This window comes from Diaphorobacter caeni, from assembly GCF_015354245.1.
Taxonomy (GTDB): Bacteria; Pseudomonadota; Gammaproteobacteria; order Burkholderiales; family Burkholderiaceae_C; genus Diaphorobacter_A; species Diaphorobacter_A caeni.
This window is the reverse complement of sequence record NZ_JADKYZ010000009.1, coordinates 107,671-125,170: the sequence shown is the minus strand read 5'-3', so window position 1 is coordinate 125,170 and position 17,500 is coordinate 107,671. Positions and strand designations below refer to the sequence as shown.

Genomic DNA, 17,500 nt, shown 5'->3' with positions numbered 1-17,500 from the left:
CCGTCTGCAAGACCGCGCGGAAATCGACAACACGCTCTCAGGCCTCCGGCTCCTGCACCACGGCATGGGCCGTGGCGATGAAATTGCGGGCGGTGGGCGTGAGCGCGTCGGGCAGACAGGCGAGCGCGAGGCCCACCTGCAGCGCCTTGGGCTGCGGCTCGATGCTCACAAGCACCACGCCGTTGCCCGCGTAGCGCGATGAGGTCTCGGGCACGAGCGCGACCCCGAGGCCGCTTTCCACCAACCCGAGAAACTGCTGCACCTGCACGGCCTCCTGTGCGATGCGCGGCATCACGCCGGCTTCGGCGAACGCCTGCATGATGTAGGTGTACATCGCGGGGACGCGGTCGCGTGCGTAGATGATGAAAGGCTCTTCGGCGATCTCCGCCAACGACACCGAGGCCCGCGCCGCATAGGGCGAATCCGCGCTCACGGCGAGCTTCATGCGCTCGGGTCGGAGCAGCGTCAGCTCCACGTTGCCGCGTTCCAGAATGGGGTAGCGCACCAGCGCCACATCGATGGCATGGCTCTCCACGCGCTTGAGCAACTCGAGCGTGGTCGACTCCTCGATCATCGTTTCCACGCGCGGGTATTTGCCGCGAAAGGCGCGGATGATGCGCGGCATCAGCGAGTAGGTGGCCGATCCCACGAAACCCAGGCGAAGCGTGCCTTGCTCGCCGGTTTCGCCTTCCTTCGCCGCACGCTTGATCTGTTCTGAACTGAACACCGTGTGCTGCGCATGTCTCAGCACCATCTCGCCCGCGGGCGTGATCTTCAGACCCGTGGGCAGGCGCTCGAACAGCAGTACCCCCAGCTCCTCCTCCAGCTTCTTGATCGACGTGGAAAGAGGCGGCTGCGCCATGTGCAGGCGTTCAGCCGCGCGGCGAAAATTCAGGGTCTCTGCAAGCATGATCACCTGCCTGAGCTGGCGCAGTTCCATGGGGTATACATCTCGCGTATCGCGATGTCTCCAATCAGTATTGGACGCTCGTGGCGAGCCTCCATAAATTCGTGGCATGAACTCTACACTGACTTCACTGCCGCTCGCGGTCATTCCCCCCGAGGACGAGGCGTTGCGACGGAATGTGCGCACATTTCTGGGTGAAGCGCTGCGCCACCTGCCCGCCGATGTGCGCTCGCGCTCATGGCTTGGATACGACCTCGATTTCAGCCGCGCCCTGGCGCACCAGGGCTGGGTCGGGCTGACGCTGCCCACGCGCTATGGCGGTGGGGGCCGCAGCAGCTTTGCGCGCTTCGTGCTCAGCGAGGAACTGCTGGCTGCGGGCGCGCCGGTGGCGGCGCACTGGATCGCGGACCGCCAGACATCGCAACTGATCCTGCGCTTTGGCAGCGAGGCGCAGCGCCAGTTCTTTCTGCCGCGCATCGCCGCATGCGACATCGTCTTCTGCATCGGCATGAGCGAGCCCGACACCGGCTCCGACCTCGCCAGCGTGCGCACTCGCGCCACGCGCACCGACACGGGCTGGCTGCTCAACGGCCGCAAGATCTGGACCACCAACGCCCATCGCGCCGACTGGATGTGCGCGCTGGTGCGCACCTCGGGCACGGCCGAGGACCGTCACAAGGGACTGTCGCAGTTGCTGATCGACATGAAGTCGCCGGGCATCAGCGTGCGGCCGCTCAAGGACATCGCGGACGACACGCACTTCAACGAGGTGCTGTTCGACAACGTGGAGCTGCCCGCCGATGCGCTGGTGGGGGAGGAGGGCTCGGGCTGGAAGCAGGTGACCGCCGAGCTGGCGTTCGAGCGCAGCGGGCCGGAGCGCATTCTCTCGAGCATCGTGCTCGCGGATACCTGGCTGGCCGTTGCGCGCGCTGCGGGGAGCCGGGGACCCCACACGCGTGCGACAGCCGGGCGCATGGCGGCGCGACTGGCGGTGCTGCGCGCGATGTCGCTGGCGGTGGCGGCCAAGCTCGATCGCCATGAGCAGCCCGATCTGGAGGCGGCCTTCGTGAAGGATCTCGGCACCGAGTTCGAGCAGAGCGTGCCCGAATGGATTCGCGGCTCGCTGCACGAGCTGTCCGCTGCGCAGCGCAATGGCGAGCTGACGCGCAGTCTGGCCTACGTGACCCAGATTGCGCCGACGTTTTCGCTGCGCGGCGGAACGCGCCAGATCATGCGTGGAATCATCGCGCGCGGCCTCGGTCTTCGTTGAGGAATGTCTTTCATGAGCAATTCGTATTCTGCAATGTGGGAAGCCGCGCTGGCGGACTTCTGTGGTGACGAGCGCGTGCGCGCCGTCGAAGCGGGTGACGGCCAGAGCGCCGCTGCGCTGTGGGCCGAGATCGAGGCCCTTGGCTATACCGATGCACTCGTGTCATCGGAGCGGGGTGGTGCGGGTCTCGGGCTGGCCCATGTCGAGCCACTGGTCTTTGCGGCCGCGAGAGCGGGCGTGAGCCATCCGTGGGGCGAGACCATGGTCGCGCGGGCGCTGCTGAGCCGCACCGATTGGACATCGGACGGAAGCTGCATCGCGCTGGCCAGCGCTGTATCGCATCGAGACGACGCCGAGCTGGTTTGCGCCGACATTCCCGGCGCACTTCTCGCCAGCCAGGTGCTGGTGGACGACGGCGAGCAGTGGCTGCTGATGCCAGTATCCGCTGCGCAGTGCACGCCGGGAGTCTATCGCCCGCACGTGTCGGCGGCGCTGCGTTGGAAGGGCGCGGACTCGGCCATCACGCGCTTCGCCAAAAAACCGGATGAATCGGCGGCGAACTTCTGCAACGCCCTTCATGCGAGCGCGATGGGGGGCACGATGGCGCGGGTTCTGGATCTCAGCGTGCTGTACGCGAACGACCGACGCCAGTTCGGCCGCGCCATCGGGCAGTTTCAGGCGATCCAGCAGGATCTGGCCGTGCTCGCGGAGCAGGCGGGAATGGCGGCGCTTGCGGCGCGCATGGGCTGCGCGACCGCAGGAATTCAGCCGGATCGGCTGCTTTCCGCGTCCGCCAAGCTCAACGCATGCGATGCGGCACTGAGGGTAGCGACGCTCGCCCACGCGGTGCATGGCGCCATCGGCATCACGCAGGAGCACATGCTGGGCATATTCACCGCACGCCTGCACGAGCTGCGCGCGTCGGCGGACACCGATGCCGACTGCGCGGAACAGCTGGGAAATGCCGTGCTGGACAGCCCGCTGACGCTGTGCGACTTCATGCGCGAGTCACTGGCGCCCACGCCGGTCGAGGAGGTCTGAGATGGGACCGCTTGCCGGAGTGAAAGTGCTGGAAATGGCGGGCATCGGCCCCGCGCCCATGGCAGCCATGCAACTGGCCGACATGGGCGCGACGGTGCTGCGCATCGAGCGTCGGGAGCCGGTCGACCTCGGCGTGCCGCGTCCGCTGAATTTCAATCTGCTGCTGCGCAATCGCGAGGCGGTGGCACTGGATCTCAAGGATCCGCAGTCCATCGCGCTGGTGCTGGAGCTGGTCGCGCAGGCAGACATCCTCATCGAAGGATTTCGGCCTGGCGTCATGGAGCGCCTTGGCATCGGCCCCGAGCGCTGCCATGCGATCAACCCACAGCTGGTGTATGGCCGCATGACGGGCTGGGGGCAGGATGGGCCGCTGGCGCACGCAGCTGGGCATGACATCAACTACATCGCGCTGACCGGTGCGCTGAATGCCATTGGCCGCAAGGGTCAGCCGCCCGTGCCGCCGCTCGCGCTGGTGGGTGACTTTGGCGGCGGCGCGATGTTTCTGGTGATGGGCGTGCTGGCCGCGCTGCACCACGCGCAGCGCAGCGGCCAGGGTCAGGTGGTGGACGCCGCCATCGTCGAAGGTGCGAGTTCGTTGGCGACGGCGTTTCACGGCTTTGTGGCGGGAGGGCAATGGGATCCCGAGCGCGGCAGCAATCTGCTCGACGGCGGCGCGCCGCACTACGACAGCTATGAATGCAGCGACGGCCGCTTCGTCTCCGTGGGACCGATCGAGGCGCGCTTTCATGCGGAACTTGTCCGCAGATTGGGGCTGGATGAAAAGGCATGTGGCGCTCCGGGAGATCGCTCGCGCTGGGAGCATGTGCGCGCCGAACTGACGCGTGTGTTCAAAACCCGCACGCAGGCCGAATGGTGCGCGCTGCTTGAGGGCACGGACGTGTGCTTTGCCCCCGTGCTGTCGTTTGATGAGGCATCCTCGCATCCGCACCTGAAGGCTCGCGGCAGCTTTGTCGAAGTCGATGGCGTAGTGCAACCCGCGCCGACGCCGCGCTTCAGCGCGACGCCATCCGCGAAACCCACACCGCCCCGCGCACCCGACGGCGCAAAGGCGCTGCGTGGATGGCTGGCCGACGCGGACATCGCGCGCTGGAGCCCGCATTGCGAGAAGCCTTCTTCCTTCGACAGTTTGACGGGACAAAAAACATGACAGACACAACCACCTCCACTGCAACGAACCAAGGCGGCCCGCTGAGCGGCGTGCGCATCATCGACCTCACCACCGTGCTCATGGGTCCGTTCGCCACCCAGATTCTTGGTGACTACGGAGCCGACGTGATCAAGGTGGAGCCGCCCGGCGGCGACGGCGTGCGCGGCGTCGGGCCACGTCGCAATGCGGGCATGGCGGCGATCTTCATGCACGCCAATCGCAGCAAGCGCAGCGTGGTGCTCGATCTGAAGCAGTCCGCCGGGATCGCGGCGCTGATGCGCCTTGTGGCCGATGCCGACGTGCTGATCTACAACGTGCGGCCACAGGCCATGGCGCGGCTGGGACTGTCATACGAGGCGGTGCGCGCGGTCAATCCGCGCATCGTCTACGTGGGCTGCGTGGGCTACGGCCAGAGCGGGCCGTATGCGGCCAAGCCGGCGTATGACGATCTGATTCAGGGCGCGGCCGGAATTCCCGCGCTGTCGGTGCAGGCGGGGAGCGACGTGCCGCGCTATGCGCCGAGCCCGCTGGCGGATCGCATCGTCGGGCTTGCGGCGGTGAACGCGGTGACCTCGGCGCTGTTCTGGCGCGAGCGCTCGGGCGAGGGGCAGGCGGTCGAGGTGCCGATGTTCGAGACCATGGCGCAGTTCACGCTGTCCGACCACATGTGCGGGCGCAGCTACGAGCCCGCCGTCGGCCCGAGCGGCTATGCACGCATTCTCAATCCCAACCGCCGCCCTTATGCGACGAGCGACGGCTATCTCTGCGTGCTGCTCTACAACGACAAGCAGTGGCAGACCTTCTTCCGGCTGATCGGCAAGCCCGAGGTGTTCGAGTCCGATCCGCGATTCAGCAGCATCGACAAGCGCACCGAGCACATCCATGCGCTCTACGCGCTGCTCGCCGAGATCATGACCACGCGCACGACGGCCGAGTGGAGCGAACTGCTCGACGCGGCCGACATTCCCGTCATGCCCATGCATGACATGGACTCGCTGATGGAGGACCCGCATCTGCAGGCCGTGGGCTTTCTGCAGGAGGTTGAACATCCCACGGAGGGGCGCGTGCGCCAGATCGGCATTCCCTCGACCTGGTCAAAGACCCAGCCCCGCGTGTCGCGTCCCGCGCCGCGAGCCGGAGAGCACGGGCGCGAGGTGCTTGCCGAGGCGGGATTCACCCACGCCGAGATCGATGCCCTGCTGGGGTCGGGTGTGACCTCCATTCCCTCCGGGGCAGTGGGCTGATTTTTCCGGCTGGCAAAGACAACACGACACCAATTCAATCAGGAGACAAAGACATGGACTTGAACCGACGACAGGCGATGGCTGCAATGGGTGCATTGAGTGCATTGGGAACCTTGGGCGGAGCGGGCTTTGCCCGCGCACAGGCGCCGAGCGACTGGCCGAGCAAGCCCATCAAGCTGATCATGCCGCACGCAGCAGGCGGTCCGACCGATGTGGTGGGCAGGGCCCTGGCCGCGCACATCGGCCGCACGTTGGGGCAGTCGATGTACGTGGAGAGCAAGCTGGGCGCGGCGGGCAACATCGGCACGGAATTCGTCGCGCGCGCCGCACCGGATGGCTACACGGCGCTGTATCAGACGTCGGGCATCACCATCGTGCCGGTGCTGTACAAGAAACTGAACTTCGATCCTCTGCGCAGTTTCGTCCCGGTCGCCATGCCGGCGTCGATCAACACCGTCATCGTGGTGAGCAACGATCTGCCGGTGAAGAACTTCGCCGAGTTCGTGCAATATCTGAAGGCCCACCCCGGCAAGCTCAGCTACGGCTCGGGCGGCAACGGCAACATCACCCATCTGGGCATCGAGGTGCTGCTGCAGATGCTGGGCGCGAGTGCCGTGCATGTGCCCTACAAGGGCACAGCGCCGGCGATGGCCGATCTGCTGGGTGGCAACGTGCAGTTCATGCTGGATGCGCTGAGCTCGTCCTATCCCTTCATCAAGGACGGCCGGGTCCGCGCCATCGCCGTGGGCGGAGCGCAGCGCTCGCCGCTGCTTCCGGATGTGCCAACGGTGGCGGAAGGCGGTCTGGCCGGCTATGCGATGTCGACCTGGCAATGCGTGCTGCTGCCTGCGGGCACGCCGGATGCGATCGTGCAGAAACTCAACGCCGCGGTGAACAAGGCGGTGATGGATCCCGACCTGCAAAAGCAGTTTGGCTCCATCGGTGTGCAGCTGCACCAGTCCACGCCAGCGCAGTTCGGCAGCTACATGAAAGACGAGGTGGCCCGCTGGGCACAGGTGGCCCAATCCGTGGGCATCCAGCCCGAATGACGAGAGCGGGCCTCAGCCCACCAGCAGCTTCTGCACCAGATCCGCCGCCGTGGACGCGCCGTACTTGCGCATCAGCCGTGCGCGGTAGATCTCCACGGTGCGGTGGCTGATGTCGAGCGCCCGGCCGATTTCCTTGGAGGTCATGCCGTCGAGCAGGCGGGCGGCGACCTCGCGTTCTCTGCCGGTCAATTCGGCCTTGACGGGGCGTTCCTCGCTCAGATCCTCGAAGCTCCAGATGCCCGATGCGTGCGGGTCGTCTCGGTTGAGGGCCCGACCGGAGACGTGGCACCAGAAAACCTCGCCATTCGCGCGTTTCATGATGCGGTTGTCGGCATAGCGGCCCTTGGCGTTGAGAATCGGCTCCATGCGTTTGCCCAGACGCTCATATTCGTCTACGCTCGGGTAGAGAATGCTGAATGACTGGCCGATCAGCAACTCGCGGGAGGCTCCGAACATCTCGCAGACGTGGCGGTTGCAGTCGACCATGATGCGGTTTCGCGAGATCACCAAGCCAACGGGTGCCATCTCAAATGAGAGTCGGTAGTCTGCGGTGTCCATCTTGTTGCCGTGCGTGCCGTGTTTGTATTTACGAAAAACTACCTATGCGAATACGTAGTATCGTAGCGCATTCCGAATCCGATTCCGGATCTCATTCCTCATCAGGAGACAACAGTGAACAAAGTCTATCCTTCCGCCGCCGACGCGCTCAAGGGCGTCGTGGCCGATGGCCAGCTCTTGGCAGTGGGCGGTTTCGGCCTCTGCGGCATTCCCGAGGCGCTGATCGACGCGCTCAAGGATTCCGGCGTCAAGGATCTGACCGTGATTTCCAACAATGCGGGCGTTGATGGCTTCGGCCTCGGCAAGCTGCTGGAAACCCGTCAGATCAGGAAGATGATCGCCAGCTACGTGGGCGAGAACAAGGAGTTCGAGCGCCAGTATCTGGCCGGTGAGCTCGAGCTCGAGTTCACGCCGCAGGGCACGCTGGCCGAGAAGCTGCGTGCGGGCGGCGCGGGCATTCCGGCGTTCTTCACCAAGACGGGTGTCGGCACGCTGGTGGCCGAGGGCAAGGAGCTGCGCGATTTCGACGGCGAAACCTACGTGATGGAGCGCTCGCTCGTTCCCGAGGTGTCGCTCGTGAAGGCATGGCGCGCCGACAAGTCCGGCAACCTGCAATTCCGCCTGACCGCCCGCAATTTCAACCCGGCGGCTGCGATGGCAGGCAAGATCTGCATCGTCGAGGTGGAAGAAGTCGTGGAAACCGGTGCCATCGCACCCGACGAAATCCATCTGCCCGGCATCTACGTGCACCGCATCGTGCTGAACGCCAACCCCGAAAAGCGCATCGAAAAGCGCACCATCACCGAAAAGCAAGGAGCCTGATCATGGCGTGGACGCAAGACCAAATGGCCGCGCGTGCGGCGCAGGAGCTGCAGGACGGCTTTTACGTGAACCTGGGTATCGGCATCCCGACGCTCGTGGCCAATCATACGGGCGACAAGGAAGTCTGGCTGCAGTCGGAAAACGGCATGCTCGGCATCGGCGCATTTCCCACGGAAGACAAGGTGGACGCCGACCTGATCAACGCCGGCAAGCAGACCGTCACCACCATTCCGGGCTCGTCGATCTTCGGCAGTGATCAGTCGTTCGCGATGATCCGTGGAGGCAAGATCAACCTGTCCATCCTCGGTGCGATGCAGGTGAGCGAGCACGGCGATCTGGCCAACTGGATGATTCCGGGCAAGATGGTCAAGGGCATGGGCGGCGCGATGGATCTGGTGGCGGGCGTCAAGCGCGTGATCGTGCTGATGGAGCATGTCGCCAAGAAGAAGGACGGCACGACCGACATGAAGATTCTGCCCAAGTGCACGCTGCCGCTGACTGGCGTGGGCGTGGTGGACCGCATCATCACCGACCTCGGCGTGATGGACGTGACGCCGCAAGGCCTCAAGCTCGTGGAGCTGGCGCCGGGCGTGACGTTTGAAGAGATCCAGTCCAAGACGGGCGTGACGCTGCAGCGCTGATCGATCGATCCGGCTAGCCGATCACCAACAAAAACGGGACCTTGAACGGTCCCGTTTTTTTTATTGGCGAAATCGTGAGCGATCAGGTCTGCGGGTCGATCTGCACCGTGAGACTCTGGCCGCTGGCGATCACGTCGAACAGGCGGTCGATGTTCGGATGGTTGCCGGGGTGCTGGCGCGCATCCTCCGTGTGCTCGGCAAACAGTTCAAGGCCTTCGCGAGCGGCGGCCTCGTTGATCCCGCCGTGCTTGGCGGCAAGGGCGGCGTAGACGGTCAGCGAACCAGTCTTTCCGGGAGCGTTGGGAATGCTGGCCACTTCGCGGCCGGAGGCGTCCAGCAGGCGCAGGGCGGCAATGTGGGCGACGGAGGGGAGCTGGCGGAGATTGTCTGCAAAGGCCATGTCGGGATTCAATCGTTCTTGTGGTGGAAAGGGGAGCGGCGATTGTAGTGCGGGGTGATCAGGGCGCACGCGAGCCGTCGGTGAGCGTTTCGCTCTCGGAGCCCAGATGCTGGGCCCCAGCACCCATGCCCATGCCGAGCCCCATGGCGCCCATTCCGCCGGCTCCCCCGGCTCCGCCACCACCCTGGCCACCGCCGCGGTTTCCGCCGCCGCCACCGCTGCCGCCTTCCCCGCCCGATCCACCCCCAGCGCGGCGGTTGTTGCCACCCGAGGTGGAAGGCCGCAGCGGGCCTTGCGCGGGGATGACGAGATTGGCGGGGATGGGTTCGAGGTCCAGCGCTTCGCGGACATAGTCTCGCAGCGAGACCACCAGTTCCCGGGTGTGGATGCTGCGCCCGGCCGTCATGTCCTGCGCGGCCTGGGCGGCCATGCGCACCTGGGCTTCAGTGCCGAGCAGGATCACGTCGGACAGCGCGGCCTCCACCGCGTCGCGCACACGGCGCTGGCGTTCGGTGCTCGTGAGGGCGGGGGCTTCGGATTCGTCGTCATCGATCTCGGCGCGGGTTGGCTGCAGCCGCAGATCGCGCACATGCGTGGGTTTCACCTCCAGCGTTCCGGTGAACGAGCCGCCCAGCGTCTTGTAGGCGGCGATCAGGGTCTTGAGGCGCTCGTTGATCTGGCGGTTCTCGCGCTCGCGCCGTTTCTGGATCGTCTGCATGAACAGCAGACGCACGCCCATCATCAGGCAGGTGACGAGCAGCAGTCCGGCGATCGTGGAGAGCGCCGTGGCCCAGGAGCTGAAATCGATCATGGAGCGCATGGCGTAGGGAGCGAAGTGAAAATCATCCGGTGATTCTGCTGCAGCTGGCCCGTGAGTGAAGTCAGCGCGCTTCCCCAATGTCGATTCAGGGTAAGCCCTTGGGTTTCGAGCCCCATGAAGGCATTCCCCAGCACGGCGATTCGCGAATTGATCTGTATTATGGATGTGGCCTTGTGCAGGGGATACAAACACCTTCCGCTCGACTGGCTGATGGCTGACCGGGACGGATGCATCGTTGTTTCGGGCGTCTCCATTTCATCAAGGATTTGCACCATGACTACCCCTCGGATCGGATTGATTGGCGTTGGCCTGATGGGCCACGGCATCGCGCTGAACATCGCGCGCAAGGGCTTTGCGCTGACCGTGCTTGAGCACCCCGGCAACCAGCCGCTGGATGCGCTGCGTTCGCTTGGTGTGGCAAGTCTGGCGTCGCTCAAGGAACTGGCGGCGAGCGTCGACGTGCTGGTGCTCTGCGTCACGGGCTCGCCCCAGGTCGAGGCGATTCTGCTGGGAGACGAGGGGGCGCTTGCCAGCCTCCGGCGTGGCACGGTGGTGATCGACTGCTCGACCGCCTTGCCCGAATCCACCGAGCGTGTGGCCGCCATCGCGAATGCGGCGGGCATACGCTTCATCGACGCACCCATGACCCGCACGCCCAGAGAGGCGGCAGAGGGCAGGCTCAACCTGCTGGTGGGCGGTGACGCGGCCGTTCTCGAGGAGTGCCTGCCGATTCTGCGCAGCTTCGCCGAGAACGTCACGCACACCGGCGCGGTCGGCACCGGCCACCGCATGAAGCTGCTGCACAACTATGTGTCGCTGGGCGCAGTGGCGCTGATTTCCGAAGCCGCCGCCTGCGCGTTTCGCGGCCAGGTGTCGCCCGAGGTGTTCGTCGACGTGCTGGCCAAGGGCGGCGGCGGCGGCGTGGCGCTGGAGCGGCTCAGGCCCTATCTGCTTGACGGCGATCCCAGCGGGCTGCAGTTCTTCATGGGCAACGCGCTCAAGGACATGGGCTACTACGTGGCCATGGCGCGCGACACCAATGCGGTGCAGGACATCGCCGATGCCATCCACGACACCTATGCCTGCGCCGTGGCCGACGCGGGGCACGAGGCGCTGGTCCCCAAGCTGGTGACCACGCTGCAGCGCGGGGTAGGGTATTGCCAGTAGAGTGATTGGACAGACAGCGCCTGAATACACAGTTCGTACAACGGAGACAACCGCATGCGCCAGCATTTCATACACAACCAGTGGACCGGACAGGGCGAGACCATTGATGTGGTCGATCCTTCGAGCGGCGAGATCTACGACGCGATTCTGCGCGGCACGGCCGCCGATGTGGATGCGGCGGTGAAGTCCGCGCGCTCGGCCTTTGAGGGCGAGTTCGGCAAGCTGACTGCCACCGAGCGCGGACGCTTGCTGATGAAACTGTCGGCCAAGCTGCAGGAGCATGCCGAAGAGCTGGCGCAGATAGAGGCCCGCGACTGTGGCAAGCCCCTCAAGCAGGCGCGCGCCGACGCTGCGGCGATCGCGCGCTATTTCGAGTTCTACGGCGGTGCGGCCGACAAGCTCATGGGCGAGACGATCCCCTATCAGAATGGCTACACCGTGCTGACCATCCGCGAGCCCTACGGAGTGGCTGCCGCCATCGTGCCGTGGAACTATCCGCTGCAGATCTTTGGGCGCAGCGTGGGCGGCGCGCTGGCGGCAGGCAATTCCGTGGTCGTCAAACCGGCCGAGGACGCGTGCCTGTCGCTGCTGCGCGTGGCGGAGCTTGCGCGCGACGTGGGCTTTCCGGCCGGCGCGCTCAACATCGTGACAGGCTACGGCCATGAGGCGGGTGCGGATCTGGTCGCGCATCCCGGCGTCGATCATGTCTCGTTCACCGGCTCGCCGAACGTCGGCAAACTGGTGGTCAAGGCGGCCATCGAGAACCACACCCCGGTGACGACCGAGCTCGGCGGCAAGTCGCCGCAGATCGTGTTCGACGACGCGGACATCGACGCCATGCTGCAGGTGGTCGTCAACGCCATCGTGCAGAACGCAGGGCAGACCTGCTCGGCTGGCAGCCGCCTGCTGGTGCAGCGCGGCATTTATGAAAAGGTCATTGGACTGCTGGCCGAGCGCTTCGGGCAGCTCACGGTGGGATCCTCCCAGATGGATCTCGACTGCGGCCCGCTGATCCGCAAAAGCCAGCAGGTGCGGGTGAAGTCATTCCTTGATGAGGCGACCCGGGACGGGTTGACCATCGCCGCGCAGGGCCGGTTGGCGGAGGGTGTTCCGGCCAATGGCTTTTATCAGGTGCCCACGCTGGTGCGCGATGTGCCGATCACGCACCGGCTCGCGCAGGAAGAGGTCTTCGGGCCGGTCATCGCAGCAGCTGCGTTCGACACGGAAGAGGACGCCATCGCACTTGCCAACGGCACGGATTTTGGACTGGTCGCGAGCGTCTGGACGCGTGACGGCGGTCGCCAGATGCGCATGGCGCGCAGGATCAAGGCGGGCCAGGTTTTCATCAACAACTACGGCGCTGGAGGCGGCATCGAACTGCCGTTCGGCGGCTACAAAGCCAGCGGCCACGGACGCGAGAAGGGTTTCGAGGCGCTGTATGGATTCACCCAACTGAAGACCATTTCGATGCGCCACGACTGACCGACTGACTGACGTCCGGTCGGCCGGAGCGTCAGCGCATCGCAGAGGTCACTCGCTGGATGTTGCCTTCTGCTCGTCGAGCAGGGCAAGCAGCTGGGTCTTTCCGAGTTCCTTGATCATCGAGAGCTTGCGCACGACGGCCGCATGGGGACGTGCCTTGCCTTGCTCATAGTGATAGATGCTCTGGCCCGATACGCCGACAAGTGCGCCGTAGTCGGCGGCGGACAACCCGGTCTTCTGGCGGTGCGCGGCAAGGCGGCTGGCGCTGAAGCGCCGCTTGACCTCGTCGGGCTGAGGAGCTTCCATTTCCATCTGCAACGCTCTTTTGGGCGCAGCAGTGCGCTTGCTTTCCTTGCGCAGTTCTCCCAACTCCCGTTTGAGCGCCGCCAGCGCGGTGCGTTGGGCTGAGACCTGCTTGCGCAGTGATTCGATTTCAGCGCGAACCTCTTTGCGAGCGACGCGAGAAATTTCGGATTTGAGGAGTGCTGCAATATTTGGCATGTGCGCATTGTGCTCCGGCTGATGAATTCAAGCCAAATGTTTTCGACAATGGTTTGATTTCCGAAGTCGTTAATGCCACAACAATGTCAACAGAAATATCGCTGCTTGTATTACCCCAGCAGTTTGATGACTTGCTTCCAATCGCTCTCATCCACCTCGGTGATGGAGAGCCGATTGCCTCTCTGCAGTACCTTGAGATTCGCCAACTCGGGGTGTTCGCGCAATTCGGCAAGGCTCAATAAGCGTGTCTTACGCAACGCCTTGACGTCCAGAAGCAACCAGCGCGGTTTGTCGGGATCGGATTTGGGATCGCAGTAGGGCGAGCGCCAGTCGAACTGGGTGGGATCGGTGCGCGTGCCCGATGCGATCTCGGCCACGCCGGCAATGCCCGGTTCCGGGCAGCTTGAATGGTAGAACAGCACGCCGTCGCCGATCTGCATTTCGTCGCGCATGAAATTGCGGGCCTGGTAATTGCGGACACCCGTCCATTGCACGGTGGATCTGATGGCGCCCAATGCATCGTCAATCGAGCATTCCTCGGGCTCGGATTTCATCAGCCAATATCGTCTGGCTCGTTGGTCGTGGGAGGCATCGCTGGTCATGCGCATTATTGTTGCAATATTTCACAACTGCATTGTCAATGACCACACAGTAAACAAGTCCGCCAAACGAATCCGATGCAATGCCAGAAATTATTCGGGCATTTTCAATATAGCCCGCGTCTGCCCGTTCCGCCCCAGCGCTTGGTATCCGCAGAGAAAATGGCGAGCGGGTTGTTGGCCGGTTCGGCAAGCGGCGCAAGCAGTCCCGCCAATTCGTCGGCGCTGAATTTGATTGCGCCAGCCGCGTCGCTTCCAAGCACGCCCTGGGCGAGCAAGCGTTTGCGCTCCTGCAGGTCCAGCATGCGCTCCTCGATGCTGCCTTGCACCACGATGCGATAGACGAAGACGGGCAGCGTCTGTCCTATGCGATGGGCTCGCGCTGTGGCCTGTTCCTGCACGGCGGGGTTCCACCAGGGGTCGAGATGGATCACCGTGTCGGCCGCGGTCAGGTTCAGGCCCGTGCCGCCGGCCTTGAGGCTGGCGAGCAGGATGGGCGGCACGCTCTCATCGGCTTGCTGAAAGTGCGCGACGATGTGCTCGCGTTCTGCAGGCGCGGTGTCGCCGGTCAGCATCAGGTACGGAATCCGGATGCTGTCGAGCAACTCCGCCACGAGACTCAGCATCGAGGTGAACTGCGAGAACAGCAGAATGCGCCGGCCGTCCTCCACCAGTTCTGGAAGCATGTGCGCGAGATGCTCGAGCTTGGCGCGTTCGGTATCGGGGTGAATGGCGGTGCCGCGCAGCAGTCGCGGATCGCAGCAGACCTGACGCAGCTTGAGCAGTGCGTCGAGAATCGCGATCTGTGCGGCATTGCCCCAGTCCTGCGCCTTCAGCACGCGGCGCACCTCCTTGTCGCAGGCGGTGCGCACGGCCTCGTAGAGCTGGCGCTGGCGCCCCTGCAGTTCCACGCGCACCAGCATGTCGCTGCGCTCGGGAAGCTCCTTGGCGACATCACTTTTCTTGCGGCGCAGGATGAACGGCGCGATGCGCTGGGCGAGCAGCTCGGCGCGAAGAGTCTCGCCGTTTTCCTCGATGGGCTTGCGCCAGCGGCGACCGAAGGTGTGGGGGTCGCCGAGAAAGCCGGGCATCAGAAAGTCGAACTGCGCCCAGAGCTCGCCCAGATGATTCTCGAGCGGCGTTCCGGTCAGGCACAGCAGATGCGGCGCCTTGAGTCGGCGCAGCGCACGAGCCGTGCGGCTTCCCGCGTTCTTCACCATCTGCGCCTCGTCGAGGATCAGCATGTGCCAGGATTTGGCGGACAGGGCATCCACGTCGCGCCAGACAAGGGGGTAGGTGGTGAAGACCAGATCGTGCTTGTGCGCGCTGAGCAAGCCTTCGGCGCGGTCCGCGCCCGTCAGCACCAGCACGCGCAGCTCGGGGGTGACGGTCCGCGCTTCGGCCAGCCAGTTGAAGACCAACGACGTCGGCATGACGACCAGCGCGGGATGCGTGAGCCGTCCTTCGCGCTTTTCGGTCAGCACATGGGCGAGCGCCTGCGCCGTCTTTCCAAGACCCATCTCGTCGGCCAGAATGCCGCCCAGATGGTTGGCGCGCAAATATTGCAGCCACGCCAGACCGTCGAGCTGGTAGTCGCGCAAGGCGATGCCGAGGCCTTGCGGCGCCTCGCAGGCCTGCGGCGTGCCTTGCTTGCCGAGTCTGTGGGCAAGCAGCTCCAGACCTGCATCGCCCTGCAGCTGCCATTGGTTGTCGGGAGCAACGCGGCCGGTCTGGAGCAACGCGGTGCGCAGCGCCTCGATGCGGCGCATGTCCCACTGCGGCAGTGCAATCGGCTCGCCGTCGCGCAGCTGTTTGCGGGCTGGGTCGGCTATCAGGTCGACCATGGTGCGCAGAATCGCCTTGAGCGGTGCCGCTGGTACGTCAATGCGTTTTCCGCCAACGGCACGCAGCTGGATCGTCGCGTGGTCGTCCACGCTGTCGATGTGTTCGAGCGACAGCCAGCGCGTGTCGCGTGCCAGAAGGTTGGCGAGCATGGGAACGAGATCAAGCGTCATGCCATCGATCTCGATGCCAAGGCTCAGCAGCCAGGCAGCTTCGCGCCTTGCGAGCTGCAGCGCCTGAACGGGCTGCGGCCTCGTCGCGAAATCGCCCGCCACCTGCAGACTTTCGATTTCGCCTGAATCGCTCGCCAGCCGGAACTGCCAGCGCTGCACGGCCACGCTCTCGTGCGCGAAGCCGGGAAGCATGTGGATGTCCCAACCCTCGCGCCGCAGTTCAGGCAGAACGTCCGCCCAGAAATCCGAAAACATCGCTTCCTGAGCCAGCGTCCAGAGCGGGCCGAGATCGCGCGCGATATCGGGATGGCGCCATTGAAGACGGTCCGCCTTCACGGGTGTGAGATGCAGTGACCAGACACGGTCCATCGCGTCCTGTTCGGCCGCGTGATCACGCTCGACGGGACTGCTGGAGGCGGCCGCGCGCGGTTCGAGAATGGAGGTGGGGGCCGGGGTCTCCCAGAGCGATCCATCCGGCAACCGATAGACCCAGGTGATCTGCACCAGACTGACCGGATCCGCACGCGGCCCGAGCTTGCCTTGGGAGCGCATGCCGAGCAGCCCATCTCCACGGCCCAGCGTCATCAGCGTGATGCGTGGCTGAAAGTTGCGGGATGAACGGAGGGGAGGGTGGTCTGGCGCTGACACGAAAAAGGATGGACGGGGCCGCAGTCAAACCGGATCGCTGTCCGGCGTGAAAAATGAGGGGTCTATCTTAGAGCGTGTTGACGATCTGAGCGCGCGGGTTCAAATCCCAGAACCGGCGCCGGAGCCGGATGGCGGCGGAAGGCTCAGGTGCGCCGCTTGCACCACTTGCACGCATTCGCGCAGATGCTGTTCACCAAGCAGCCGCAGGGTCGCGTAGTTGAGCGCCGCGGAAGCGGCCTGACCGGCCAGCGGCACGTACTTGGCCGCCTGCGCCGTCGTCATGCGCATGCCGACCAGTTTGGCGAGGCGCAGCACGCATTTCACGCGTGACGAATTTGCCGATGAGTGCAGAGCCGACGATGGCGACCGCATTCTGCACGCTCTGGCGCTTCTCTGGCGAGAGCGCATCGAGCTGCTGGGGCGTGAGCCCGAACTCGGCGTTGATCTTGGGAATGATGCGAGAGAGCAGGGCCGCCTGCGCGGCCCAATCGAGACCCGGAATCGGCACAGCGCCCGCCACGGCGGCGATCAGCGCGCGATTCTTGAGCAGCTTGCGGCTGCGTGCGATGGCAGCCAGCACTGCGGGATCATCACCCGCGAGTTGCTCGGGAGTCGGGGAGTGTTTGAGCATTCCAATTTTCAACTGCCATACCTCGCTATCAGTTGGTCGATGGAACACCTGTAAGCTTGAGTCGACATCAGCCCTCGATACCGGCGCACACCAAGCGAGGGCAGTCGAGCAAGGGCCGCCCCGCTGCGATGACTGAGTCTTCCTGCCCGCATTGCGCAGCAATGCGAGAGCGGGGGGAAGGCGCGAAGCGACTCAGGGGGGTGTTCACAAGTCAGGCCTTGCGGCGGATCAGGCCGTAGATGAAGAGCAGCACGATGGCACCGACGACGGAGGCGATCCAGCCAGCGGCCTCGCCTTGCTGGTACCAGTGCATCGCTACGCCGATGTAGGTGGCGAGGAATGAGCCGGCGACACCGAGCAGCGCGGTCATGATCCAACCCAGCTTGTCGTCGCCGGGCTTGAGCGCGCGCGCGATGAAACCAACGATCAGACCTACGAACAATGTGCCCAGAATATTCATCATGATGAAAACAACTCCCTTGGAAAAATGGACAAGGCGGCAGGTGCCGCTTTGAAATGACTGCTTACTGTACCCCA

The 17,500-nt window shown here is 64.7% G+C and carries 18 protein-coding genes; 9 read left to right on the top strand and 9 right to left on the bottom strand.

Annotated elements, in window-relative coordinates:
* Window positions 1-37: 37 nt before the first annotated feature.
* Entirely contained in the window at window positions 38-940 is a 903-nt protein-coding gene (locus ISG32_RS21070; RefSeq protein ID WP_194772997.1) for a LysR family transcriptional regulator, read from the bottom strand.
* Window positions 941-1,016: 76 nt separating this feature from the next.
* Here ISG32_RS21070 and ISG32_RS21065 point away from each other — a divergent pair, with 76 nt between their 5' ends.
* The 5 genes from ISG32_RS21065 to ISG32_RS21045 are packed head-to-tail and all read left to right on the top strand — an operon-like array spanning window position 1,017 to window position 6,679.
* The gene (locus tag ISG32_RS21065) at window positions 1,017-2,177 is read left to right on the top strand and encodes an acyl-CoA dehydrogenase family protein (RefSeq protein WP_194772996.1); all 1,161 of its coding nucleotides are present in this window, start codon (window positions 1,017-1,019) and stop codon (window positions 2,175-2,177) included.
* Window positions 2,178-2,189: 12 nt separating this feature from the next.
* A complete protein-coding gene (locus ISG32_RS21060; RefSeq protein ID WP_194772995.1) occupies window positions 2,190-3,218 on the top strand; it encodes an acyl-CoA dehydrogenase in 1,029 nt (342 codons plus the stop codon).
* A gap of 1 nt (window position 3,219) precedes the next feature.
* Window positions 3,220-4,386 carry a CaiB/BaiF CoA transferase family protein gene (locus tag ISG32_RS21055; protein WP_194772994.1) on the top strand — a complete coding sequence of 389 codons (1,167 nt, stop codon included), beginning with the start codon at window positions 3,220-3,222 and terminating at the stop codon, window positions 4,384-4,386.
* On the top strand, window positions 4,383-5,630 hold the full coding sequence (locus tag ISG32_RS21050) for a CaiB/BaiF CoA transferase family protein (protein WP_194772993.1): 1,248 nt from the start codon (window positions 4,383-4,385) through the stop codon (window positions 5,628-5,630). Before ISG32_RS21055 ends, ISG32_RS21050 begins: the two co-directional genes overlap by 4 nt.
* A 53-nt stretch (window positions 5,631-5,683) precedes the next feature.
* Window positions 5,684-6,679 (top strand): Bug family tripartite tricarboxylate transporter substrate binding protein, encoded by a 996-nt coding sequence (locus ISG32_RS21045; protein WP_194772992.1) that lies wholly within the window; start codon window positions 5,684-5,686, stop codon window positions 6,677-6,679.
* A gap of 12 nt (window positions 6,680-6,691) precedes the next feature.
* On the opposite strand, the gene ISG32_RS21040 is transcribed toward ISG32_RS21045, so the two are convergent.
* Window positions 6,692-7,237, bottom strand: coding sequence for a PAS and helix-turn-helix domain-containing protein (locus tag ISG32_RS21040; RefSeq protein WP_194772991.1), 546 nt, complete (start codon window positions 7,235-7,237; stop codon window positions 6,692-6,694).
* Window positions 7,238-7,351: 114 nt separating this feature from the next.
* On the opposite strand from ISG32_RS21040, the gene ISG32_RS21035 reads away from it, so the two are divergent.
* Together ISG32_RS21035 and ISG32_RS21030 are read left to right on the top strand one after the other, a co-directional pair.
* Window positions 7,352-8,059 (top strand): CoA transferase subunit A, encoded by a 708-nt coding sequence (locus ISG32_RS21035; RefSeq protein WP_194772990.1) that lies wholly within the window; start codon window positions 7,352-7,354, stop codon window positions 8,057-8,059.
* Between the two features lie 2 nt (window positions 8,060-8,061).
* A complete protein-coding gene (locus tag ISG32_RS21030; RefSeq protein WP_194772989.1) occupies window positions 8,062-8,700 on the top strand; it encodes a 3-oxoacid CoA-transferase subunit B in 639 nt (212 codons plus the stop codon).
* An 82-nt stretch (window positions 8,701-8,782) separates the two neighbouring features.
* Here the strand turns inward: ISG32_RS21030 and ISG32_RS21025 are convergent, their stop codons facing one another.
* Both ISG32_RS21025 and ISG32_RS21020 read right to left on the bottom strand, forming a co-directional pair.
* Window positions 8,783-9,100, bottom strand: a complete 318-nt coding sequence (locus ISG32_RS21025) for a DUF2322 family protein (protein ID WP_194772988.1) — start codon at window positions 9,098-9,100, stop codon at window positions 8,783-8,785.
* Between the two features lie 58 nt (window positions 9,101-9,158).
* On the bottom strand, window positions 9,159-9,920 hold the full coding sequence (locus ISG32_RS21020) for a hypothetical protein (RefSeq protein WP_194772987.1): 762 nt from the start codon (window positions 9,918-9,920) through the stop codon (window positions 9,159-9,161).
* Window positions 9,921-10,193: 273 nt separating this feature from the next.
* Here ISG32_RS21020 and ISG32_RS21015 point away from each other — a divergent pair, with 273 nt between their 5' ends.
* A complete protein-coding gene (locus tag ISG32_RS21015) occupies window positions 10,194-11,087 on the top strand; it encodes an NAD(P)-dependent oxidoreductase (RefSeq protein ID WP_194772986.1) in 894 nt (297 codons plus the stop codon).
* A gap of 54 nt (window positions 11,088-11,141) precedes the next feature.
* Complete coding sequence (locus tag ISG32_RS21010) at window positions 11,142-12,569, top strand: aldehyde dehydrogenase family protein (protein WP_194772985.1); 1,428 nt, start codon at window positions 11,142-11,144, stop codon at window positions 12,567-12,569.
* 48 nt (window positions 12,570-12,617) lie between these two features.
* Here the strand turns inward: ISG32_RS21010 and ISG32_RS27840 are convergent, their stop codons facing one another.
* The 5 genes from ISG32_RS27840 to ISG32_RS20985 all read right to left on the bottom strand — a co-directional run bounded on the left by ISG32_RS27840 (window position 12,618) and on the right by ISG32_RS20985 (window position 17,426).
* On the bottom strand, window positions 12,618-12,875 hold the full coding sequence (locus ISG32_RS27840; RefSeq protein ID WP_323745972.1) for a helix-turn-helix domain-containing protein: 258 nt from the start codon (window positions 12,873-12,875) through the stop codon (window positions 12,618-12,620).
* Between the two features lie 305 nt (window positions 12,876-13,180).
* Window positions 13,181-13,672, bottom strand: a complete 492-nt coding sequence (locus ISG32_RS21000) for an EVE domain-containing protein (RefSeq protein WP_194772983.1) — start codon at window positions 13,670-13,672, stop codon at window positions 13,181-13,183.
* 104 nt (window positions 13,673-13,776) lie between these two features.
* Window positions 13,777-16,269: a DEAD/DEAH box helicase gene (locus tag ISG32_RS20995; RefSeq protein ID WP_194772982.1), complete on the bottom strand. Its 2,493-nt coding sequence runs from the start codon at window positions 16,267-16,269 to the stop codon at window positions 13,777-13,779.
* Between the two features lie 253 nt (window positions 16,270-16,522).
* The gene (locus ISG32_RS20990) at window positions 16,523-16,963 is read right to left on the bottom strand and encodes a hypothetical protein (protein ID WP_323745971.1); all 441 of its coding nucleotides are present in this window, start codon (window positions 16,961-16,963) and stop codon (window positions 16,523-16,525) included.
* A 211-nt stretch (window positions 16,964-17,174) separates the two neighbouring features.
* Window positions 17,175-17,426 (bottom strand): GlsB/YeaQ/YmgE family stress response membrane protein, encoded by a 252-nt coding sequence (locus ISG32_RS20985; RefSeq protein ID WP_194772981.1) that lies wholly within the window; start codon window positions 17,424-17,426, stop codon window positions 17,175-17,177.
* Between the last annotated feature and the right edge of the window lie 74 nt (window positions 17,427-17,500).